The sequence below is a fragment of the Cytobacillus oceanisediminis genome (genome assembly GCF_003182355.1).
In the GTDB taxonomy this organism is placed as follows: Bacteria; Bacillota; Bacilli; order Bacillales; family Cytobacillaceae; genus Cytobacillus; species Cytobacillus oceanisediminis_A.
This window is the reverse complement of the sequence record NZ_QGTW01000002.1, coordinates 367,544-390,575: the sequence shown is the minus strand read 5'-3', so window position 1 is coordinate 390,575 and position 23,032 is coordinate 367,544. Positions and strand designations below refer to the sequence as shown.

Below are 23,032 nucleotides of genomic sequence, written 5' to 3'. Positions count from 1 at the left end.
GGAACCACTCCAATATTACAAATTTTTTAAATGTGATTGAAAAGCTTTATATGAAAGAAAAATAGATACAAGCAATGTACATAAAAGTATTGAGAAGAAGCCAACAAACATCAAAGTACCAGGAAGAATCACACAAAGTAACATTGCTAAACCACCAATAAACAAAGGTAAAGAAAATGGACGTACTACGATGTTCCATACTTGATGAGTTGATTGGGTTAATTCTGAGGATGTTTTATTTAATTCTAATTGAAATCTAGGAAGGGTGTTAGCTGTGGTGATAAGCACGATACCTACACTTATAGGGATTAAGAGGAGTAGGTTAACATCTGTACCTATTGCCTCCAGGATTAAGCCGAAATGCAGCATAAAAAGGATCATTGTAATCGACAAAAATATACTCTCTATTCCTTTTTTATATCGAGAATAAGAGCCTTGAAATTGTTTAGGAAGAATGAATAAACTACTGTTTACTAAACACATTGTAAACGGAATACTAAATAATATTACTTCCGTTATACCATATCTCGTTTCTTCAAACGCCATATTCTTAGCGTATAAATAAATACTGACACCAGAAGATAAAAAAATTAAGAAACATAAACAAATTTTTTTAATCATAAATCCTCCCCCTTTGAGTTTGAATTAAACTGAATAATCCACTTCAAAACATCCTGAAAAACAGTTGAATTTAAAGAATAATAAACATACTGCCCCTTTTTTATGGCGTATACTAATTCAGCATTTTTTAAAACAGACAAGTGCTGAGATACTCCTGGTTTACTCATTTCAAAATGATTAGCAATATCTCCAGCAGTCAAGTCACCATTTCGCAAAAGGTCTAATATTTTCCTTCTATTTTCATCAGATAAAGCTTTAAATAATGCATTGATGGTCAATCATTCTTACCTCCATTATTAATTATTTAAGTAATTACTTAATTACTTAAAATTATAACCGATTGGATTATAATGTCAATAGGGGTTCAACTTTCTTCCTTTAAGGAGTTTTCCTCAACAATCTGGCCCTTTAAATGAAAAAGAGCACTCCCCTTATTCAAGGATAGCGCCCTTTAACGGAAGACCGTACTTGAACATCCATGATGCACAGATATTCAAGAAAAGCCACCTTAAATGGAGTAACATGACTGGAGTTTTACAACATCAACAAGAGTAAAAAGAAAAATCCTGTATTAATTTATACAGGATTTTGATTAAACTTTTTATAAACGGTCAGTCTTAATTGACTGGAAGTTCTCAGACTATAACTTCTTCTTCTTTCAGTGTCGCTATAGGGTGCAAGAAATGATGGTCGAAAGGGATTAACTTTTTACCTTCTTGTACTTTGTTCACCCAGTCCGGATTAACCAATGCACTCGTTCCGATTGCGATAAGGTCAGCATCTCCCGACTCAATGAGGAGCTTTGCAGCCTCCGGTTCTCCCAATTTGCCATTGGCGATGACGGGAAGGCCACTGTATCGCTTAGCTAGCTTGGCAAGCGTCGTTCCATCCTCTACGAAAGCTGGGACAAACGCCTTATATTCGGTCGTATGGATGTAACTTGGGGATGCAGCTGCTAATTGTTCAAAAATAATCTTCGCATCCGTCTCTCCGTTTGCCCATTTGTGATGAAAATCGTTTACTTTCCCTTGTGAGATACGAACACCTACCATGTAATCTGGGCCGACAACAGCACGAATGGCTTCCAGCACTTCCACAACGATGCGGATTCGTCGCTTCGTTGAACCGCCATATTCATCTGTTCGATGGTTGGTATAATCGGTGATGAATTGATCGAGCAGGTAGCCATTCGCTGCATGGACTTCCACCCCATCGAAGCCAATCTGCTTAGCACGGAGAGCAGCTTGTGCGAAGCTGTCGATTGCTTTGCAGATTTCCTCTTGAGTCATCTCTTTCGGAACGGCGAACTCTCCGCTCCCTCCATGATCTTCGAGCATCTTACCCACAGGTTTTACTGCTGATGGAGCGATTGGCGTAAATCTGTCATGCTGAACAAGTGCACCCGCATGCATTAACTGTGCGACAATTTTTCCTCCTTCGCGTTGAACCGCCTGAATGACAGGTCTCCACGACTCAGCTTGTGCATTATTGGCTATGCCGGGTTGGTTCTCATAACTTTGGCTGTTCACTGTATCGGGATAGATGCCTTCCGTGATAATGAGACCGAACCCACCTTTCGCAAAACGGGTATAATAACGGACCATACGTTCATTTGCGAGCCCGGACGGTTCTGCACTTGTTCGGGTCATCGGAGATAGTACCACCCGATTCGGCAATTTCAGGGACTCTAATTGGCATGTAGAAAAAAGATTGGAATATTTACTCATATTGAATTCCTCCTATAGTTTACCGTAGCAGGACAATTATTTGTCACCGACACGATTTGTTTTATTAATATGATTGTATTCCATCAATTCCATATAATAAAATGATTAATATTGATATATCCATCAAAATTATTGATGTGTAATTGGAGGTTTTTTCTATGGAGTTGACCGATTTAAAAGTGTTTATGGCGATCATAGATGAGGGCAACATAACCCGTGCGGCAGAGAAACTGGGCTACGTTCAGTCGAATATTACAATGCGGGTTCGCAAGATGGAGTCGGAGCTTGGCGCCCAGCTTTTTCAGAGAAATCCGAAAGGCGTAATACCAACTGAGAAGGGGCTCGTCTTAAGCAATTATGCCTCGGATATTTTGCTTAGGATGGACGAGGCCATCAGGGCTGTAAAAGAACCAGATTACCCATGCGGACCGCTTGTGATCGGTGTTGTGGAGACGGTCGCTTCCTCTGGGCCATTTATTCGTGCGTTATCCAAGTTTCAAAGCAAATACCCCGAAGTTGCGTTATCACTGATCACTGGGACGTCGCCGGTTAATTACGAGAAAGTGTTGAACCGCCAGTTGGATGGCGCATTCTTTACGGGCGAATTCGACTTATCCCAGTTGCAAGTCGCCTATGAGATTCGAGAAGAAGTCGTACTTTTGACTGCCGCTGATGGAAATGAACCTGCAATTTTTCCGGACGTTGAGAATACAGCATGGGTTGTGTTTTCAAAAGGCTGCCCTTTACGTGCAACCATCGAAGATTGGCTCCACAGTGTCAGTGCAACCCCCACGAACATCGTTGAGATCAGCACGCTAGAGACGATGCTGAACTGCGTACGAGCAGGAATCGGGTACACGCTTCTAACCAAATCGGCCGTTGCTGTGAACGATGATCGCGTACAGGCTCATCCGGTTCCGGAACAGTACAAATTCACAACAACACGACTGGTTTCCCGAAAAGCACAGTTTCATAGCAAAACGTTCGCTGCATTTGCAGAATGTGTCAGAGAGACGGGAATTTAATATGTATTTTTAGTTAACATAAAAATTTATTATATGAAGTTAGCAAAAAAGCCAATCCCATACAGTTCAAGGGATTGGCTTTTGTTTATCTTTTACTCGTTAATACAGGTTTTTATACATCGTTGTACGTACGATCAAGCACCTGATTTTTGGACAGTTGGAACACAAGATAAAAATTTGTGAAGACGAAAGGATTCCATGTATTTGATGCAGTCCCTTTCATCGCACGACCTTCATCAAATATCCTCCAAAGCCCTCAACGTCTTATCCCGAATCCGAATCCGGTTCATATAGTCTTTTGCAACAAGTTCTGTGTATAGTAAGTCAAATAGCAGAAACAGCGGAAGGGTTGGAGAAATGTTCTGACCCATATGCATACTGCTTTTACTCATAACTAATAGGGATAAATCTGCTAGCTGGGAGAGTTCAGATGTTTTATCACTCGTGATAGCAAGGACTGACGCACCTTGCCTCTTGGCAATTTTAATCGCGTCGATGACTTCTTTTGTTTTCCCTGAAACAGAAATGCCAATGACTAGACTGCTGCCTGTGCTTAATGCTGCATCCATCACAGCTTGATGAGGGTCTGTAATCGACTCAACCTGGATTCCAATCCGAAAAAACTTCCATTTGAACTCCTGGGCTGCAATCCCTGAGTTGCCGATGCCGTATACATGCACTTTCTCTGCATCCGTTAAAAGGGAAACAGCTTGCTGAATATCAAAATAAGTCATTTTACGAAAGGTCGTTTCGATAATCTCTAAATGGTTTTGATAGAGATTGGAAAAATAATCGATCTCCTTGATATCACTGGATGCAGTCGGTTTGTTCCTTAAATCGATATATCTTTTTAATTCGTGCTTGAACTCATTAAACCCGGAAAAAGAAATTTTCTGACAGAAGCGGGTAATCGTAGCCGGAGAAATATGAATTTTTTTCGCGATTTGATTGATCGATAATTGGCTGATTTCATCAGGGTTTTCGATAATATATTTTGCTAATTCCGACTCCGAGCTTGTGAATTTTTCCATCGTGCAGGCTATGCCATGCAGAAGATTTTCACCCAGATATTCCATATTCTTTCTCCCCTTTTAGATAATCCATGCGTCCATTATACAAGATGTTAAACTTATTTTTAGTCAAATGGCCGAAAACTATGAAATATCCATAACTAGCCCCATTAAAACAAAAAGCTGAAAACAACCCAGTCAGCAGCCTGAGTTGCTTTCAGCTAATCCTTATTTTTGCATAGCATCTGCAAACCTTTTTGTAATGATCTGCGGTCTTGTAATCGCACCGCCTACCACAACCGAGTGAACATGAATATCCAGCACAGAGCGGGCAATTTCCGGGGTTGAAACATTTCCTTCTGCCAGTACCTTTGCGTGCTTCACTTCTTTCACGATTTGTTTGATCACGGCGTAGTCATGATCATCGATTTTTAAGCCTTTTGTCTCTTCTGTATATCCGTATAATGTCGGTGCGACAATATCAAACCCCAGCTCATCGGCAAAAATGGCTTCTTCAACGGAAGAGACATCCGCCATCAGCAATATATGAGGATACTTTGATCTTACGTCTTGATAAAACGATTCTAAATCCTTGCCATCTGGCCGGATCCGATTCGTTGCATCTGTCGCAATGATTTCGGCACCCGTCTCAGCTAAGGCATCGATCTCTTTCATGGTTGGTGTAATAAAAACAGGATGATCCTTGTATACCTGTTTGATGATGCCGATCACAGGAAGATCGACTTGTTCTTTTATTTCCCTAATATCAGGGACGGAGTTGGCCCGAATGCCAACAGCCCCTCCCTCCTTTGCAGCTAATGCCATACGTCCCATAATGAACGGGCTATGAAGCGGTTCTCCTTCTAAAGCCTGGCAGGAAACAATGAGTCCATTTTTGATCTGTTCCAGCACTTGATGCATGTAAAACACGTCCTTATTATTTATTACTGACCTAAATACTCTTCTATTTCGTTTTTAACAATGGTGACTTGAGGTCCATAAATAATTTGAACACCCGTTCCTTTTTTCACAATCCCTTTTGATCCGGTCTGTTTAATGACATCGTCTTTTACCAGGGATTCGTCTTTAATGGTTACCCGCAGACGAGTCGCACAGCAATCAACTATATCAATATTATTTGTTCCGCCTAATCCTTCTACAATCGTTTTAGCACGGTCTGTAGCTGAAACTTGCTCTGCTGCCTGTTCCTCATCTTCACGTCCAAGAACTTTAAAGTTCTTTTTTCTAATTAAGAATTTAAACGTAAAGTAGTATAAGAAGAACCATGGAATACCTACCATTAACACATATGGCCAATTTGTTTTATCGGCCCCTTGGAGAATTCCAAATAAAATGAAATCAATAAATCCGCCTGAGAAAGTTTGTCCGACCGTAATATTGAATATGTCTGCCATCATAAAAGCAAAACCATCAAAAATGGCATGTACTAAATAAAGAAGAGGTGCCACGAACAAGAAGCTAAATTCCAGCGGCTCAGTGATTCCTGTCAAGAATGATGTTAACGCTGCTGATAACAAAATTCCCGCTACCACTTTTCTGTTTTTCTTTTTAGAGCAATGATAAATGGCCAATGCAGCTCCCGGCAGACCAAACATCATTGTAATAAAACGGCCTGACATGAATCTTGATACCCCTTCGTAATATTGTTCAGTCGAAGGGTCACCCAATTGGGCAAAAAAGATATTCTGTGTACCGCTGACCAGTTTCCCGCCAATCTCCAGCGTTCCGCCAAGTGCTGTTTGCCAGAATGGAAGATAGAAGATATGGTGCAAGCCAAGCGGTCCGAGCATACGTAAAATAAATCCGTAGAAAAGGGTTCCGATTTCACCGGTACCTGTAACCACTGACCCAAGCCCATTGATTAAAGCCTGGAAGTAAGGCCAGATTACAAATAGAATCGCTCCTACAAAAATGGAAGCAAATGAAACGACAATAGGAATAAAGCGAGATCCCCCAAAGAATCCTAACACTTGAGGCAGCTCAATTTTATTGTATTTATTATGCAGGGCAGCTGCTGCTATCCCGACGATAATACCGCCAAATACACCGGTTTCCAAAGTCTGAATCCCGACAGCCATCCCTTGACCGGCTCCTGCCAAGTTATCCTTCGCCAGGTCTCCGGTTAAAGAAAGCAGCGCACTGATGGTACTGTTCATAACAAAGTAACCGATCATGGCAGCTAATCCAGCCGTTGCTTTATCAGAACGGGCTAAACCGATCGCTACCCCTACCGCAAATATGATCGGCAAGTTGGCAAATACGATTGAACCTGCCGCACTCATGATCGTAAAAATGGCCTGCAGCCAGCTGATATCTAAAAATGGATAAGCTGAAACCGTATTCGGGTTAGACAGCGCTCCGCCAATTCCTAATAACAAACCTGCTGCCGGCAAAACCGCTATAGGCAGCATGAACGATTTACCAAATTGCTGAGCTTTTTCAAAAGCTTTTTTCATTGATATTGCCCCCCTTTATCTTGATGAGAAACTTTGGTGCTTTAACCTTCTATCCGTATCATATATTCGCAGCTGCCGCAGTTCAATGGGTTTGAAATCGTTTTCAATCCTTTTCATCATTCTTACTCCAACACTGAAAACACGTTCAATTTAGAGTGCGAGTCTACTTTTCATTCATTCCTGATAGTAGAATAACTACTTGAAAAGGAAACCCCCGGTCTTCTGGAATAACAACGGGATGCTTTTGAAATATCTGTTTATTGAATAATTATAGAAACTAATGAGCCTTAACTAGCTGAATCTTTCCTTTTATTTTTTGGCTCTGTTAAAGGTAATTGTTGTTTTTAGCACCCTGTTGATTGGAGTGGAAGGCGACGAGACTCCTGCGGGAGTAGCATACCAAGGGAGACCCCACAGGCGCAGAGCGACGAGGAGGCTCCCAGTAGCCCCGCTGTTCGCTGAGTGCCTGCAGCGGAAATCAACAGCCAAATTTAACAGAGCCTATTTTTTACTATATACACAAAGGGGTTTGATTACCTTGAACGGTATCTTGCTTAAAGGAATGCAAATATATGCGGAAGACCAAAAAATTGAAGCAGGCTATATTCAAGTACAGAATCATAAAATAATTGGAGTTGGACCAAGGAAAAGACGCTGACATCGTGATATTGGATGAGCAGCTTGAAGCAGATATGACTTTTTGCCGTGGAGAGCTTGCCTATCATCGAGGAGGAGAACAGCAGTGAAAATCTTACAAGCAAAAAATTATGATGAAATGGGTCAAAAAGCAGCGGAGTTTTTAATCGATAGAATACGCCGCAATCCTGACATTAACCTGGGATTGGCCACAGGCGGAACCCCGGTTGGATTATATGCACAATTGGTAAAAGATCATCAAAAAAACCATACTTCCTATCAGGACGTTACAACCTTTAATCTGGATGAATATATGGGGCTTTCCAGTGAAGACCCAAATAGTTACCGTTTTTTCATGGACAAGCATTTATTTAATCACATTGATATTCAAAAATCGAATACTCATGTTCCTTTAGGCAATACAGCCGATCCGCAGCAGCAATGCAGCGATTACGAAAATCTGATAGAGAGACATGGCGGCATTGACCTTCAAGTTCTTGGCATCGGCAGCAATGGCCATATTGGCTTTAATGAACCAGGTACATCCTTTCACACTGAAACACATATTGTCGAATTAACACCTTCTACACGCGAATCCAATGCAAGATATTTTAATAGCCTTAGTGAAGTGCCTGCTCATGCCATTACCATGGGGATTGCGAGCATTATGCGCAGCAGAGAAATTCTCTTGCTTGTCTCGGGAGATGCCAAAAAAGATGCCTTGGAGCAACTATTAAAGGGAGAGGTTAATGAAAGCTTCCCTGCCTCTATTTTAAGAAAACACACGAATGTGACCATTATTGCAGACGAAGCAGCGATAGGGAAAATCGTTGTTTAAACCTATTTAATGGGTAGCTCGTGAACGGCCGATTACTGACGCGATCCTTTTGTTTCCATAAGATAAATGCTTTTAATCAAACGTTTGATTAAATAAAGAACCGTCCTGCAATAAGGGAGTCAGTGTATTGTTCGCTGGCTCCCTTTTTCTCGCATCCATATCCCCGGCAGAACCGCCAAAAAATACCCCTGCTTTTAATTAGCAGGGGCAGATCCTTTTATCATTTCACCCATCAGCTTTTTCTTATAAACCATTTTGGAAATGGTCACACTCACTTCAAAAAGGAGAAGCAATGGGACAATAACCAGGATATCCGAGATAAAATCGGGCGGAGTGATCAGGATTGAGATGACGATGAGAGCGAAATAAGAGAGCTTCCTCGACTTTGCAAGTCTATTTGGATTGAGAATTCCCAGCTTCGTTAAAAACATCACGACCAGGGGCATCTCGAATAGAACGCCAAATGGCAGAGTCAGGTTAATCATGAACCTGAAATATTTATCTGCCGTAAACATCGTTTCAAACTGCCCCGCTGACAGCTGTGTTAAGAATCCGAGCACGATTGGAAACAGGACAAAATAACCAAAGGAAAGTCCTGCAATAAATAGAAGAAATAAGCCCGGGATAAAGCCTAAAGTAACTCGGCGCTCTTCCTTCTTTAAAGCCGGCGCCACAAACCTCCATGCCTGATAGGCAGCTACAGGGATTGTAGCAGCTATGGCAAGCACGCCGGAAAGGACCATGTATACCCATAAAATATCACTCGGCCCCAATATGGCCAGCTTTCCGTCAAGGTCCCTTATTAACCATTGATAAATATCCTGCACAAAGATAAAAGCAGCAATCATAAAAAGAATGAATGCGATTAGGGTTTTAATGATTCGTTGGCGAAGCTCCTCCAAATGTTCAATCAGATGCACATCTTTGCTTTCCATCCTGGACACCTCCCGCATAATAGAAAAGCGCTAGCACCTTGCCCACGAAGGAACGCAGACTAAGAACGCCACGTCCTGTGGCAACGTCTACATGACCCGCATCCTGTGGGCCTCAAGCACAAGACGAGCCTCATGGAAAGGCGTTCTTTGCCTTTCTGGGAGGATTGCCCGAAATGTGGAGGCGACTGCTCAGGGACGACAAGCATAAGACAAGCCCTGCAAGAAGGTGTTCTTTCCTTCTGGAAGGGATTGGCTTATGTCTCGAGTTCCTAGGAGCCTCAACTAGACAAGCTTGTGACCTCGAGGGGGCAGGCGCTGGAGCTAGACAGTTATCAAAGTTCAAAGTTATACTTTCAAATCTTTAAAGAAAAGAAATAGACGAGTTTCCCCGTCTATCATGATTAAGAATTGACTGATTTTTTCTGTTTCTTTTCGTCTTCCTCATGATCCTCACCGGATACCAGGCCCTTTGTGGCACTCTTGAATTCCGTTAACGTGCGGCCAAAGGCCCGTCCGATTTCAGGCAGCTTGGAAGGACCGAAAATAATCAAAGCGATCACAAGGACTAAAACCAATCCGGGAATCCCTATATTTTGAAGCATGCTTCATCATCCTCCCTTTATATTGCTTGTTTAGTTTTCCGCTGCGGAAGATAATTAAAAAGCTTAAATTCCGCTTTATTTCCGCAAATGCGGCAGTTGGCATATTGGCAATTCATTCGGTCATTTTCAGAAATTGGATAAATATGAGGAAGATCTATGATCTTTAAAGCTTCCTTCACGTGTTTTTTACAAGTAAAAACCATCTCAGGTGCTCCCTCCATATATAATAGGCTAAGCTGTTAACGAGTTTAAACGTTATAGATAAAGAAGAGGCTATTAATCTCTTTTTATTGCAGCTGACTTCGTTCACTGCCCTGCCCAGCTGGTTACCTGGTGTTATTTACTGAAGCTTCCACCCTGTACGGCAACTAAACAAGAACGTCCAAAATCGTATCCAGGGGCAGGGTTCCAAGTATCAGGGTGCTGGACATCAAGGAATAAAGTACGTTCATCCGGTGTCAGCCAAGGACCGGTTACTTCGCATCCTTTTGGACCTGATGCAAATTGGTGAGGGACTCCATAGCTTTTTCCATCCGTAGGAATCATGAATACACCGCAGTTTTTATACGCTGCATATATATTGTCTTCTGTTGCTCCATAATCCTCCACAACCCACAGGTTTCCTTTGCTGTCAAAGTGAAGATTATCAGGACAAGTAATACCACTTTGCTGTCCTCCCGCAATAAATACCTCAAACGTAAAGGAATCACTTGCATGGTCTCCATTTGCAGGGGCAAACCGGACAATTTGTCCGTGGAAATTTCCATGCCCGGAGTTATTGGTTAACGCTAAAAATACAGTTCCGTCATGAGGGTGGATTTCCACATCTTCCGGACGATCCAATTTCGTTCCCCCTACCGCTTTAGCTGCAGCCCGTGCGTTCGTTAAGACATCCGCCTGGTCAGCAAATTGGCTTTTTAGTGCAGAATTGGAAGCATAATCAAGCGCAATCCATTTTTGTTTTCCGAGGTTTGCTACATATAAAGTTCCATTTTCTAAAATATCAAAGTTGGCTTCCCGGTTGTTTGGGTTGAATTTCTTGTCACTAATGAATTTATAGAAACATTCGTCACCTTTATCATCACCCATGTAAACGACGACTCTGCCATCTTCGGTTAATCCCATTGCTGCATTTTCATGTGCGAAACGTCCAAGCGCTGTATGCTTGCGTACAGGCTTTTTGGGATCAAACGGATCCACTTCGACAACCCAGCCGTAATGAGTTTCATCGAAATTGGGCCAGCCATAGGAGCTTCCATATCCTGTATTTTCCTCACAGGATAAAGCGGTATTCCATAAAGTGCGTCCACCGCTGCAGTTTCCAAGTGATCCGAACACTTTTGTGGCCCCATTTACCGCTTTGCTTCCACGGGCAGGACCGGTTAATTCAATCGGGGTTGTCCCATCAACACGGCGGTTATAGGCATCATTCTGCACAAGCTTCCATTCGCCATTTTCTTTCTTTACATGAATGACCGAGCCGCCCACTGCTTCTTTTTCCATTTTGAGAAGCTCCGGATAGCTCGCAAGATTTTCTTTCTTAAAAGTTGCTTCATTAATCCCCAACATCTTCATATAGTTGCCTGGCTCAGGAAATTCATGATTGACCCAGATTAAGCCCTCTTCCGAATGATTTCCCCCTTCTAAACTATCAATAGGGAAATAAACAGTAAGATCCGCTGCATCCCCGAATTTCTCGCCTTTTGAATTAATCACATCCCCATAAGAGGCGATAATATTGTACTTGTAACCATTAGGCAGCACTAATTCGTTTTCCCATGTACGGCTAACAGGTTTGAAAGGAGCGGTAAGAGGCTTGCCCTGCCCTGAAGGCTGTCCATTCATTAAATGATTGGCTGTCATGGCGTTTCCTGTTAAAGCGCCAATCCCTGTAGAGGCTGCAACTAATGCTGCAGTTGTGCTTCCAGCATATGTTAAGAATAAACGACGATCCATAGAATGATTTCCCCTTTATAATAATTTCTTATGTACTAGTAAAATTATAGGGAACGATTAAAAAATGTTAATAAAGCCAGGGTAAAGAATTGTAAAAAAGTTATAAATGTTTTAATCATTTGTAAATTTTGAGTAAAATGGTATCCATTTTTCCAATCGATTTAAGCTCCCTATTAGGGGTACCTCTTGACTTCCCTCTATTAAACTTCCATTGTGTTCCGCCTTCCTCTGCGGAATAAAGAAATCCTATTCCACGTTAATTTATTTACACTTTTTTAAGCAAATGTTAGATAGTTATAGATTGTATATACTTTTGGTAAATTCGGACATTTCCATTCTGAGCCTATGTTATCTATTAAATGTCAGAACGATTTGACAGAGTTTCATTATCGATTACATAAGGAGTGGAAAAAATGAGTTATGAAAAATGGTTAAAGGAATTCAATTCGAAAACATTTACCCGGCGGTCGTTCTTAGGCACCTCCAGCAAAGCAGCACTGGCTGCTGCGCTGAGCCTCACAATCCCCCATTCATTGTCCAAAAAGGGTGTGGAAGCTTCTTTTACCTTCAATGCCTATCCATTTACGCTGGGGATTGCTTCTGGAGATCCCTTACCGGATGGGGTCGTATTATGGACAAGATTGGCACCTGATCCTGCTGCGGCAGATGGATTAGGCGGAATGCCTGATAAAAATATCCGGGTAGAGTGGGAAGTAGCAGAGGATGAACAATTTAAGAGGGTAGTAAAACACGGAACAGAAGTGGCGATGCAGGAGCTTGCCCATTCTGTCCATGCAGAAGTACATGGCCTAAGGCCGGGAATGGAATATTATTATCGATTTAAAGCCGGAAATGAAATCAGTCCTGTCGGAAGGACAAAAACGGCTCCAGCTTGGGGAGCACATGTGAACAGCCTTTCTTTTGCCTTCGCTTCCTGTCAGGCCTGGGTGGGAGGACGCTATGCCGCTTACCGAGACATGGCACAGCAGGATCTAGATTTTGTTCTCCACCTTGGGGACTATATTTATGAAAAAAGGGACACAGCAACCCTTGCTGATTTCCGCAACCAGCATGCCCTTTACAAGACTTCTCCTGACCTGCAGCAAGCTCACGCTGCGTTTCCGTTTATCGTGACCTTTGATGATCACGAAATTGAAAATAACTGGGCGAATGATATCTCACAGCCAGATGGAGAAGAATCGAACCAAAACTTTCTGGCCCTTCGCGCTGCAGCCTTTCAAGCCTATTATGAGCACTTGCCGCTCAGGCTTCGATCAAAACCGCATGGCTCCGATATGATTCTTTACCGTCAATTCACATATGGGAATTTAGCGGATTTCAATGTTTTGGACACCCGCCAATATCGTGATGATCAATTAAGGGACGGTTTTCCGAGTGCTCCGCTGGATCCGGAAGCTCAGAGCCCTGCAAGAACAATGATGGGCTCCAAACAGGAGCAATGGCTAATGAAAAATCTTGAGCATTCCAAAGCCCGCTGGAATGTCATTGCCCAGCAAACCATTGTGGCTCAGTTTGATTATGATCCCGGATCAGGAATCAGCGTTAATCATGACCAATGGGACGGCTATGCGGCCGAGCGTGACCGGATATTAAAGTTCATTCAGCAGCACCGCCCTTCCAATCCGATTGTCCTTGCCGGAGACTGGCATTCAAGCTGGGTCAATGACCTGAAGGCTGACTTCCATAATCCTTCCTCAGAGACGCTTGCGACTGAGTTCGTCGGAACCTCGATCAGTTCAGGATGCGGCTGGAAGGATAACGTGGAAGCAGCACTTTCCGCTAACCCGCATGTGAAGCTCTTTAATGGCGACCTGCGCGGATATGTACGCTGCGATTTGACCCATGATTCATGGAAAACGGACTTCCGTGCGGTTTCTTCCCCTGGGGATCCGAATGCACAAGCCTTTACCATGTCATCCTGGGTAGTTGAAAATGGAAAACCGGGAGCAGCTGAAATTGGGGTTTCCAAATATAATAAAGTTGGGGTAACAGTATAGTAAACGAAGCTTAGGAATTGGAAGGAGAGAGAAGTGTTAACAGCACTTCTCCCTTTATTTTTAAAAAGCTTGCGGCAGCTTCCTGCTTTTCTTGTTCAGCTAGCCTTTCTCCCCCTTGTTCAATAAATTACTCTTTCCCTAATGAACTCTTATAAACTTTGACAATATCTATTATTTTTCGGGAAATAAAATGGGGTTAATGTCGTTTTTTCAGCATTGGTTTTGGCCTATCAAAATCCTATTTAGTAATCAATCTACCTTAAATAGCCGACTGTGAAGTCCTAATTGCTATATTTGCTGTCTATTTATATGGCATGATTTTATACCAGATCATAATAAGTAAAAGATTGGATACAGAAAAATCCGCTCTATAGCCGAGAGCGGATTTAAGTTTATTATAGGATTTGCCTCAAAAAGCTTGTGCCTTCTTCCGTGGCAGGCAGATGAAAAAACTCGCAAAGTGTAGCCCCAACATCAGCCATGCTATTTCGTTTTCCAATATTAACAGCTTTTACCCGTTTCCCAGCAGCCAAAATAGGCACGTATTCCCGGGTGTGGTTGGAATGGCCGATGGTTGGATCGTTCCCATGGTCGGCCATGATGATTATCAGATCCTCCTCAGCCATTTTTGGGAGAAAGGCAGAGAGCCACTGATCTGTAGTATTAAGGAGCCTTGCATACCATTCTGCATCCTCTGCATGGCCTGCCAGATCCGTTTCCTGGATATTCACGAGAAACGCAGCATCCTCTTTTTCTTCCCGATAGGAAGTCTCTAAAACTCTTAATACTTGATCGGTATCGACAATCGGGTGTGCGGGTCCTTCACCATGCAGAACATCTGCTGTTTTCCCAATTCGATGGACTTTCAGGCCATGCCGGGCAGCAATCATCGGAAATTGACCGTCTATGTTTACTCCGTAGCCCATATGATAGACTTCGTAGCCTTTTCCATATACCCTTGCCTTTGGTGCATCGACGCCCCATTGTCCGGGATTTTTTTCATGAACAACTGACAGGATGTGTTCGATCGTGGTATATGGGCCGCCGAAAGCGATGACCCGGCTGGTGTCCACGTTTTGGCGGACAACCTTTCCGACTTCCTTTAATTCATGGAAGGGCATTTTATTAAAATCTGCCGTTAAGTTGATGATATTTCCTGCTGAAGACTCAAGGTTATCCCCGATGACACAGGCTTCGTCCACCAGAAGCACAGGCCGTTCCTCCCATGGGTATTCCACCCGATAACCTTCATCCTTCAAAGCCTTTGCCAGTTTCCCATGAATGTCCTTCATCAGCCTTTTATTCGAACGCTTTGGGCAGCTTCCGGCGATTTCCTGATGCCCCAGGTACGTATCGGCTCCATGATGGGCCAGCGCCGAGCATCCATAGGCATTCCCTGGTGCACGCTTCCCATCGGCAAGCGCCCCCAGTCCCAGATGATCTAAAGTAGGTATATTTAAAAAGCCTGCAGATTCCCTTATATGTTTATAGGTATTGGCTCTGCAGTCAGAGGGGCTGAACTCGCCGCAATCCTCCATTGCCCCGATGCCAAAACTGTCGATCACCAGCAGTATTGCTTTTGCCATCCTTACCACTTCCTCTCAAAGTGAACAAGTTCCGGCTGTCCGCTTTGTATTCCTTTTACCAAGGCAATATGGGCTCTTGTAACGAAAACCTGTGTGCGGAATGAAAAAATGGCTGTATCCCCTTCAGCAATACGGAAGTCCTTCGGTTTTTCGATTGCCCCGTAATAATCGATTGCTTCAGGAGCCGGTTCTGCTGCCGGGACATACTGATCCAATATCTCGCTTTCTGCATTTCCGACCTGGCACCCCGTTAGATGGGAGCGGCCATAATATCCGCCCCCGATTACATAATAATGGTCATTGTCCTGGTGGGACACTTCCGTTACATAGATAATGGCCGGCTTTTCAGCCAGATCCCTATAAGCATGGAGCGGCGTCGTTCCTGTGAGGGCATGTCCAGGTTCTCCATGTGTTACACCCTTGTCAGCTAAAAATGGAATGGTTTCGCAGCTTGTCGCGCTTGGACCGTTTACCTGCTTGACTTCAATGCCTCGTTCCTCTAAAACTTTTTTTGCCTGAAGAAGGGTTTGAAAGTTAGGGGTTGGCTTCATGCCCAACCGGTCTTCTGAAAGCTGAAAGTTCGGGAATGTTGTGATTCCGGCTAGGTTAATGCCCGGAAGTCCGGCCAGCTTAGTCAGCTCTTCATCCAATGAATCCAAGGGAAAGCCGCCCTCCTGTCCGGGATAAATGAAATCCCCGTCTGCATACACTCTCAGCAGGACATCCTGCACCATTCCGGATTGGACGGCTGCCTCAGAAAGCTGCTGCGCACGTTCGTAGGAAAACAAGGTCACGACCTCCGGTTTCCACGATAAAACTTCCGGCCATTGGTTTTTCCCAGGCTGAACAAGGTGGCCAACATTGCCGATTTCAACGCCGCCTTCTGCCAGTGTTTTGGCTTCATCAAATTCCACAGCCACAGCTTTTTGAATGCCATGCTCTGCTATAAACCGGCCAATAAACGGAAGCCTGCCCAGCTGTTTGCTCATGAAATAAAGCTGGAAGCTGTGATCATTTGCCGTTCTTGCAAGTGCCTCCACATTCTCTCCCAGGATATCAAGATCGATCACATACGTATTTGGGGGAATTTGCCCGCTTTGATGCAAGGTGACACCTGATTGTATAAGCTTTGGGTTTCTTCGTTTTGTTACATCTAAAAACATTGAATATCCCCCCTTTGTTTACGGTATCAGCGATGATGCTTTTCTTTTGCAAGAGGTATCACTTTTTCCAATATGCCGATAATCGTGCTTGCACCGGATTTCATTGGGTTGATGCGCAATCCATACTCCTTCAGTTCCGGCTGGGCTTCCAAAAAGCTTCCGGATACCCGGTAAATCATTGGAATGATTTCATATTTTGATTCTGCCCCAACAGGGTGAGTGGCGGCGCCGTGCTTATCACTCATGCTGATAACCTGTTGGGCAATGGGATCCTCCAATTCCACAATGACATTTTTCGATTGGGCATTGGTCATATACGCAGCGCGGATTCCGGCCACAGCCCCTTCATTCAGCCGGCGGCACAGCTCTTCTACCTGCTCATTTTGAATCGCTAAAGATACAGGGGCAAAGGTCATCATCCTGAGCAGCTCCATTGCTTCGTAGCCCTGGACCTGGCCTCCGCCCGAATAGTTATAATGATGGACTCGTGCAATCGCCTCTCTTTTTCCGACAATGACAGCAATCCCTTCCGGACCCAGCAGTTTAAACCCGGAAAAAGTGGAATAATCGGCGCCCAATTCAACGCCAATCCCCTTCGTTTTTAATGCGCAATAATTATCATCCACCACAATTGGCAGATCGGGGCGTTCTTCCTTTACGGCTTTAATGACTTCAGCCAAACGGTAATGGTCTGTCGGCTGCTGGCGGGCATGCTGAATGTAGAAAACTTTAGGGCTTTGGTTGTGCCTGATTGCTGCTCTGATTTCCTCAAGATTGTTGTAATCCGCTTCGACTGTTTTAATGCCTAATATCCTTAACGTTTCTTTGGTCGTTGTATAGACAGGGGCTTTATGAATGAACATTTCATCTCCTGCATTTAAAAGCATGCTTAAAATATTTCGGATCGCTCCCGTTCCAGCACCTCGGACAAGGGCACAATCCTCCGCTTCAAAAAAATCCGCCAGCACTCTTTCCACAAGATAAGTCTGTTCCGGACGCTTCCATTTTGGAGAGACACCAAGATCTCCCATCGATAGAAACTGCTTTCCCTCAAAATAACGGCTCATTCGATCGACGAGTTTGAATTGTTTTTCCCGGGCCTCCTGTATCGATAAACTTGGCAGAACAGAATCGGCATACTTCAGATTGGCTGGATTGTATGTTGACACTATGATCCCTCCCTTATTGAAAAAGCTCTGGATGGATTAACGATTAGAAGCTGCTGCAGAATGCTGTCCGAAACACCGGCCTCTTTTAATTTTGGAATAAAAGATTCAAGCACAAGCCCGTAGCCTGGCCCGCCATTCTTTTTCCAATGGGATTTCCTGGTTAAATCGGCTGACAGCAGGATTTGCTTTTCAAATCCCCGATTAATAAAATCAAGCAGGAAATCCACTCTTTCTCCGTCCGGCCGGTAATTATTTTTGCCAATCGTATCAAAAGCGATATAGGCACCTGTTTCCAAAACGGAGAGCACTTCCTCTTTATTCGGATTAAGGTCCTGATGGCCGACAATGATTTGGTCTACAGGAAGTCCTTGCTTTGTAAGAAGCTGCACCTGTTCAAAGCCAAGTGTCCCGAGCGTCGTATGGGTTGTGACCGGAAGGCCTGTTTCGGCTCCGGCTATAGCCGCACCAATCAACAGTTCTCTCTCAATCGGCTTCATTTCATTCTTGCTTGTGCCTACTTCCCCGATGACACCTGGAAGAATGCCGGTGTCAGCGATTCCTTCCGCAGCTTCTTTCATGAAATGCTGCGCAAACTGCTCTGCTTTCCAGTCTCCGGCATATTCCGGGATAAATGGATCCTTGTAAAAGCCTGTGCACGTAATCAGGTGAACGCCTGTCGCTTTACTTAATCTTTTTAGAACAAGAGCATCCCGGCCCATGCCGTCATTCGTCACCTCGACCATCGACCTGCCGCCCAGACGGTAAAAGTCCTCCAGTTCCTCACGCATGCCCTGTTCATCATCCAATATCGTATCCGGATCTTTTTTCACTCGCGAAAGATCAATGGAGAGATGCTCGTGAGCCGAGCAAATCCCCAATTCCTCCGGAGCAATTTTTCCAAGAACTGTTTGTATCATGGCCTTTCACTCCGATCTTCTCTGCTTAATCTTATCTTGTGGATAATTATTACGGGGATAAACCCCGCTATAACATAGATTAATTTTTTTATGACAGCTTCCATACCATTTATTGAGGAATGGACATAATTCCAAGAGCAACAAGGATATTCGCGATGATTCCGACTGCAATGGCACCAACAGGACCAACCGCAATACGGACAATTGGGCGTCCTGCTGCTTCATTCAATAAATAGAAGCCCGCAATGAAGAAGAAGCCAAATCCTGGGGCGATGGCATTGGCTGCATTCGCTCCACCGATCAAAAGGGCCACTTCCAGAAGCTTGGTCATCGCACTGCGGATGTTTTCTCCGGAGTTGCGGACACCAGGATATTTATCAAGGAATCTGGCAATTGAGCTTAATAGCATAACTTCAATGAAAATAATAATGACACCGCCAATCAAGGCTAACCAAACATTTGGAGAGAAAAATCCTACGACGAAAATGAGCGTGAATCCGACCGGGCTGTAAACGCCTGTTGCAATAGCTGTACTGGCTACAAGCGGAATAAAGCCGAGTGCACGGGCAGCTGCAGCAATTCCGGCATCTGTTGCTTTGCCTTCAGCCAATAGATTCAGCGAAATTGGATCTCCAGCCATAATCCATAGATTGGTAGCAGCTGCAATAAGACCGCCAATAATCATAAAGAAGACCACGTTTTTTCTGATTTTAGCCACTTTGTCACTGAACACAGCAGCCAGGTCAATAGAGGATCCCTCTTCTGCTTTTTCTTTCATGGCAAATGCAAGCAAGAAGATCATCCCTGTGATAAGAGCCATTCCTTCCTGGTTAAGTGTTACAGTTGTACCTGAAACAGTTAAGATGGCACTTTCATTCAGCCAAACAGCAAGCTGGCGGACTAATGCAGAAACAATAAAGGTGATGACACCTTTCTTTACACTGAACTGCATTGCTACAGCAAGGGCAGGGAATGCCATGAATGTTACAACAACGGGGGCTCCAACTGCTCCCATTGCTTCAAGGAAGTTAAGCGGAAGATAATCAAACAGCTTCACAAAGCCTTCCAGTCCGATTAAAAGACCTGCTCCATACGCGCCTCCGATTACGGCAGCAAGTGGCGTTCCCCATTTATTTTTCGGAGTCAGCAGCCCGATAATATCTGTCCCCAGCAAGATACTATGAACAAGGATGATGCTGGCCGACAATGTAAAAGGAATTCCAAAACCGATCACAAGGCCAAAGCTCATGGCAAAGGCAGTGAATGCCAGGTCTCTTCGTGTCATCCGCCCTTCTACGTGCTCGGAGACAATGGGCCGAAGCCCATCATTGAAAACAGCAATATTCATATGGGCCAAAACAGCAGCAACGGCACCAATCAGGATAATTAAGGTCATTTCCATTTCATTTTCCCCCTTAAGTTAAATGGACTTCCTACCTTCTATTCTTTAAAGCTTTGATAATCATCGGGACTGCGGCATCTTTATGATCCGCTGTAAATCCGAAAGCTTTTTTGCCTTCATTGATAGCGGTTACTATTTTTTCTTCAACAGGCTTTTTCCCTGGCATGGAAACAGTCTCGCAATTTGGTTTGCCCAGAAGTGCAATAGCCATTGCCAAAGCACCTCCGCCTCCAGTATGGCAGGCGCCGACATAGTAATCTGCTTGTCCTGTCTTGACTGCCATGGCAGCTTCCAAATCAGACTTGACTATCGTCGTGATGCTGCTATCAATCTCTTTTATTAAGCTCTCAATCTCTTTTTTATCCACTTGTCCTCCAACTACAATTTTCATCCTAGTTTCCTCCTTTATTAATTTGCAGTACATTCGTGTAATGGATTAGCAGAAAATCAATTTCTTCCTGGGGGAGCTGTTTTTTCCATTGCTGCTGTATAAAATCGATTTCCTTTATTGCCAATGCCGCTTGCGGTGACTGCTTTACCTCTTCCAGCAGAGACGGATGAGGAGCTTCCACCTGTTCACCCTTTTCAATTCTGGTCAGTGCTGTCGGCAAATGCGTGAACAGCATTTCTGCCTGGTCAATGGTATCTTTTTTTAAGATTGAACTTAAATGCATGAATGCTAGAGTAGTTATATCTGCAGCTTTTGTGCTAACAACCAAAGAGGTCAAAAGGATGTCTAATCTTTGTTTCAACTCTTCTAAATTCATTGAAATTCCTCCAGTATACAGTATTTAGTATATTAATCACAGAAAGAAACTAGAACTCCAGTTCCTTAATAGTGAGGATACTTTTTTTCCTCCTCGACAAGCTGTTGGATTTCCTCCACTTTTTCAAATTGAAGAAGCTGGATCTGTTCCTTAATATTCGTTCTTTCACTTTCTATTACAATGGCAGCCCTTGTTGCTTTCAGGGCCAGTTCCTTTGCTTTTTTCGACTTAAAATCAGAGGAAGTAAAGGTCTTAAAAGCCCTGGCTTCATCAGCATTCCATACCGCTGCATCAATACTGCCATTTTTCAGCATGGTGAAGAGCTGCATATAGTCTGCTTTGATGAGTTCAACATCCAAACCTTCACATTCCAGCATAGTGATATTGGCCTGGTCAGTAGATGAATAGTCAATCCCTAATCGCATGCCGTCCAGGATCCTGTCATTTCCGCTTTTTGAAAAAAATACTTTGTGTGACGTCACATATGTTTCAGGCCCTAGTGTATGTAGAATTTCCAGGCCCTCAAATTCCTGTACCGCTTCTTCCGCTGCCAGCTGGGACATGATCGCAAAATCGTAGCGGCGCGTTTTCAAAGATTCAATTCTTCTCCTGGCCCCTCTCATATAAGCGAGTCCCGATTTCTTATTCAACTCTTCAAAGCCTTCCACAATGCCGGTAGCCAAGCCTTCATATTTGCGGGAATAAGGCAAAGGCATAACGCCCATTACAGGTCCGATGCCGGCAATCTCGTATAGAAGGTTGATGTCTCTCTTTTTAAGAAAGGTCCCAAGATGCCCCCTTGACTCCAGAGAAATGGCATGCAATTCCTCCAGCACTCTTAGTGCTCCCTGCACAGTTCCCCGGCCCAGGGAAAGCTTTTCCGTAAAATCACTCACCCGCGGGATCCTCTCTCCCTCTGAAAACTGAATAAGCTCCTTCGCAATAAACTTCGCTGCCAGCCCATTCTTCGAATACAAACTTTCCCAAATACGGCTCATATGTCAATACCTCTTCACTTTCAATATACGAAAAATTGTATATTATAAGTGTAGCGTTTTCATTTTGGTATTTCAAGAGTTTTCAAAAAAAGGGACATATGTTTTTAAATAAATGGCAGCCGGCCTCTTCCCGGCTAAAGGGATAGGACTCCAGTCAATATACCTGCTAAAATAAGAAAACAAGGGACCTTTCCAGATCCCTTGCTGAAGTAAAGTAACTTCTCTTCACTTTCCTCCTGGCCTAACTGAAGCTAACTCCTTATTAAACTTAAGCATATATCCTTTGGCCTTTCGGTTATAAACGATGCTATTTGTTATAGTGTTAAACTTATAATTCGAAAAATAAGTGTTTATTTCCTTCAGATCTCTCTGGATTGTTTTGACACTCACATTAAAGTTCTCTGCTTCCTTTTCCTTACTGATTACTTCTCCTTGGCTAAGACGTTCAAACAGGGACAAAATCCGCATGGTTTTCATGTGTGATTCTTCAATCACGATGTCTTCTCCCCTCGTGTTTTATATTTTATAAAGGCTATGAATATATGCGTTATTGCCATATAGGAAAATAATAACATAAATACAATGTTAATATAGGTAATATAGCCTATATACTTCCAAATTGTTTTCTTTACTATCGTCCGGATTTATGTTTTCTTTTGCCAGGTAATCTTTAAATATCTAAACATGGCTAGCAAACTGTAAAAAAGCCCACAGCCATTAAGGTGGGGGCGATAACTCTATTTAATTTCTTTTGTTAGTATTCAATAACATCTGGTGTGTCTGTATCATTTAAGCAGATCGTACTCCTCAAGCATTTAAGTATTCATCTTTATTTTTCTTCTTCCTCATTAAGGCGCAAAGCTTTTCCAATATGTATATAACTAGTAGAGACAGGAAACAATTCATAACAAACAAGATTAAATAAGGATGATTGTTATGAACGAACAAGAATTTCCAGAATCAGAGAATTTCATTAAAGGGCTTTTATGGGCCACTGGATTAAGCATTCCTTTGTGGTTCTCGCTATTCGGCTGGATAAAGATTATTTTTTACTTTTTACAAATATAGAATTAATGGGGAAATTTTTAAGTGAAAATGTTTTCAGGTCAGCACTCGATTGAAAGAATAAATAGCGAAAAACCTTGCTGTAAAAATCAGCAAGGTTTTATTTTTATCTCCTTCAGC

At 43.3% G+C, this 23,032-nt stretch carries 21 protein-coding genes; 3 read left to right on the top strand and 18 right to left on the bottom strand.

Annotated features, from left to right (window positions below; genetic code table 11):
- Positions 1-15: 15 nt before the first annotated feature.
- From DFO73_RS06155 to DFO73_RS06145, 3 genes are all read right to left on the bottom strand, one after another.
- Positions 16-621 carry a hypothetical protein gene (locus tag DFO73_RS06155; RefSeq protein WP_110063897.1) on the bottom strand — a complete coding sequence of 202 codons (606 nt, stop codon included), beginning with the start codon at positions 619-621 and terminating at the stop codon, positions 16-18.
- Positions 618-893 (bottom strand): autorepressor SdpR family transcription factor, encoded by a 276-nt coding sequence (locus DFO73_RS06150; RefSeq protein WP_181395941.1) that lies wholly within the window; start codon positions 891-893, stop codon positions 618-620. The genes DFO73_RS06155 and DFO73_RS06150 overlap by 4 nt, the downstream gene beginning before the upstream one ends.
- Positions 894-1,256: 363 nt before the next feature.
- Positions 1,257-2,348 (bottom strand): oxidoreductase, encoded by a 1,092-nt coding sequence (locus DFO73_RS06145; protein WP_110063895.1) that lies wholly within the window; start codon positions 2,346-2,348, stop codon positions 1,257-1,259.
- Positions 2,349-2,506: 158 nt separating this feature from the next.
- On the opposite strand from DFO73_RS06145, the gene DFO73_RS06140 reads away from it, so the two are divergent.
- Complete coding sequence (locus DFO73_RS06140; RefSeq protein ID WP_110063894.1) at positions 2,507-3,373, top strand: LysR family transcriptional regulator; 867 nt, start codon at positions 2,507-2,509, stop codon at positions 3,371-3,373.
- 236 nt (positions 3,374-3,609) lie between these two features.
- Here DFO73_RS06140 and DFO73_RS06135 read toward each other — a convergent pair whose 3' ends face one another.
- The 3 genes from DFO73_RS06135 to DFO73_RS06125 form a co-directional block, all read right to left on the bottom strand.
- Positions 3,610-4,449, bottom strand: coding sequence for a MurR/RpiR family transcriptional regulator (locus tag DFO73_RS06135; RefSeq protein ID WP_110063893.1), 840 nt, complete (start codon positions 4,447-4,449; stop codon positions 3,610-3,612).
- 162 nt (positions 4,450-4,611) lie between these two features.
- The gene (locus DFO73_RS06130; RefSeq protein ID WP_110063892.1) at positions 4,612-5,304 is read right to left on the bottom strand and encodes an N-acetylmannosamine-6-phosphate 2-epimerase; all 693 of its coding nucleotides are present in this window, start codon (positions 5,302-5,304) and stop codon (positions 4,612-4,614) included.
- Between the two features lie 23 nt (positions 5,305-5,327).
- Positions 5,328-6,860 carry a maltose/glucose-specific PTS transporter subunit IIC gene (locus tag DFO73_RS06125; RefSeq protein WP_110063891.1) on the bottom strand — a complete coding sequence of 511 codons (1,533 nt, stop codon included), beginning with the start codon at positions 6,858-6,860 and terminating at the stop codon, positions 5,328-5,330.
- A 742-nt stretch (positions 6,861-7,602) separates the two neighbouring features.
- On the opposite strand from DFO73_RS06125, the gene nagB reads away from it, so the two are divergent.
- Positions 7,603-8,334 (top strand): glucosamine-6-phosphate deaminase, encoded by a 732-nt coding sequence (gene nagB, locus DFO73_RS06115; protein ID WP_110063889.1) that lies wholly within the window; start codon positions 7,603-7,605, stop codon positions 8,332-8,334.
- 194 nt (positions 8,335-8,528) lie between these two features.
- On the opposite strand, the gene tatC is transcribed toward nagB, so the two are convergent.
- The 3 genes from tatC to DFO73_RS06090 form a co-directional block, all read right to left on the bottom strand.
- Positions 8,529-9,269: a twin-arginine translocase subunit TatC gene (gene tatC, locus DFO73_RS06110; RefSeq protein ID WP_110063888.1), complete on the bottom strand. Its 741-nt coding sequence runs from the start codon at positions 9,267-9,269 to the stop codon at positions 8,529-8,531.
- A 401-nt stretch (positions 9,270-9,670) separates the two neighbouring features.
- On the bottom strand, positions 9,671-9,871 hold the full coding sequence (locus DFO73_RS06100; protein WP_110063886.1) for a twin-arginine translocase TatA/TatE family subunit: 201 nt from the start codon (positions 9,869-9,871) through the stop codon (positions 9,671-9,673).
- 336 nt (positions 9,872-10,207) lie between these two features.
- Complete coding sequence (locus DFO73_RS06090; RefSeq protein WP_110063884.1) at positions 10,208-11,827, bottom strand: PhoX family protein; 1,620 nt, start codon at positions 11,825-11,827, stop codon at positions 10,208-10,210.
- Between the two features lie 413 nt (positions 11,828-12,240).
- Here DFO73_RS06090 and DFO73_RS06085 point away from each other — a divergent pair, with 413 nt between their 5' ends.
- Positions 12,241-13,845: an alkaline phosphatase D family protein gene (locus DFO73_RS06085; RefSeq protein ID WP_110063883.1), complete on the top strand. Its 1,605-nt coding sequence runs from the start codon at positions 12,241-12,243 to the stop codon at positions 13,843-13,845.
- Between the two features lie 395 nt (positions 13,846-14,240).
- On the opposite strand, the gene DFO73_RS06080 is transcribed toward DFO73_RS06085, so the two are convergent.
- From DFO73_RS06080 to DFO73_RS06040, 9 genes are all read right to left on the bottom strand, one after another.
- Positions 14,241-15,431: a phosphopentomutase gene (locus DFO73_RS06080; protein ID WP_110063882.1), complete on the bottom strand. Its 1,191-nt coding sequence runs from the start codon at positions 15,429-15,431 to the stop codon at positions 14,241-14,243.
- Between the two features lie 2 nt (positions 15,432-15,433).
- Complete coding sequence (locus DFO73_RS06075) at positions 15,434-16,594, bottom strand: YhfX family PLP-dependent enzyme (protein WP_110063881.1); 1,161 nt, start codon at positions 16,592-16,594, stop codon at positions 15,434-15,436.
- Between the two features lie 26 nt (positions 16,595-16,620).
- A complete protein-coding gene (locus tag DFO73_RS06070; RefSeq protein ID WP_110063880.1) occupies positions 16,621-17,763 on the bottom strand; it encodes an aminotransferase class V-fold PLP-dependent enzyme in 1,143 nt (380 codons plus the stop codon).
- Positions 17,763-18,680 (bottom strand): phosphotriesterase family protein, encoded by a 918-nt coding sequence (locus tag DFO73_RS06065; protein WP_110063879.1) that lies wholly within the window; start codon positions 18,678-18,680, stop codon positions 17,763-17,765. The genes DFO73_RS06070 and DFO73_RS06065 overlap by 1 nt, the downstream gene beginning before the upstream one ends.
- A 109-nt stretch (positions 18,681-18,789) precedes the next feature.
- Complete coding sequence (locus DFO73_RS06060; protein WP_110063878.1) at positions 18,790-20,082, bottom strand: YhfT family protein; 1,293 nt, start codon at positions 20,080-20,082, stop codon at positions 18,790-18,792.
- 31 nt (positions 20,083-20,113) lie between these two features.
- Positions 20,114-20,473 carry a DUF2620 domain-containing protein gene (locus DFO73_RS06055; RefSeq protein ID WP_110063877.1) on the bottom strand — a complete coding sequence of 120 codons (360 nt, stop codon included), beginning with the start codon at positions 20,471-20,473 and terminating at the stop codon, positions 20,114-20,116.
- Position 20,474: 1 nt separating this feature from the next.
- Positions 20,475-20,849: a PRD domain-containing protein gene (locus tag DFO73_RS06050; RefSeq protein WP_110063876.1), complete on the bottom strand. Its 375-nt coding sequence runs from the start codon at positions 20,847-20,849 to the stop codon at positions 20,475-20,477.
- A gap of 65 nt (positions 20,850-20,914) precedes the next feature.
- A complete protein-coding gene (yhfZ, locus tag DFO73_RS06045; RefSeq protein ID WP_110063875.1) occupies positions 20,915-21,847 on the bottom strand; it encodes a GntR family transcriptional regulator YhfZ in 933 nt (310 codons plus the stop codon).
- 225 nt (positions 21,848-22,072) lie between these two features.
- The gene (locus DFO73_RS06040) at positions 22,073-22,342 is read right to left on the bottom strand and encodes a DeoR family transcriptional regulator (protein WP_110063874.1); all 270 of its coding nucleotides are present in this window, start codon (positions 22,340-22,342) and stop codon (positions 22,073-22,075) included.
- Positions 22,343-23,032: the final 690 nt, after the last annotated feature.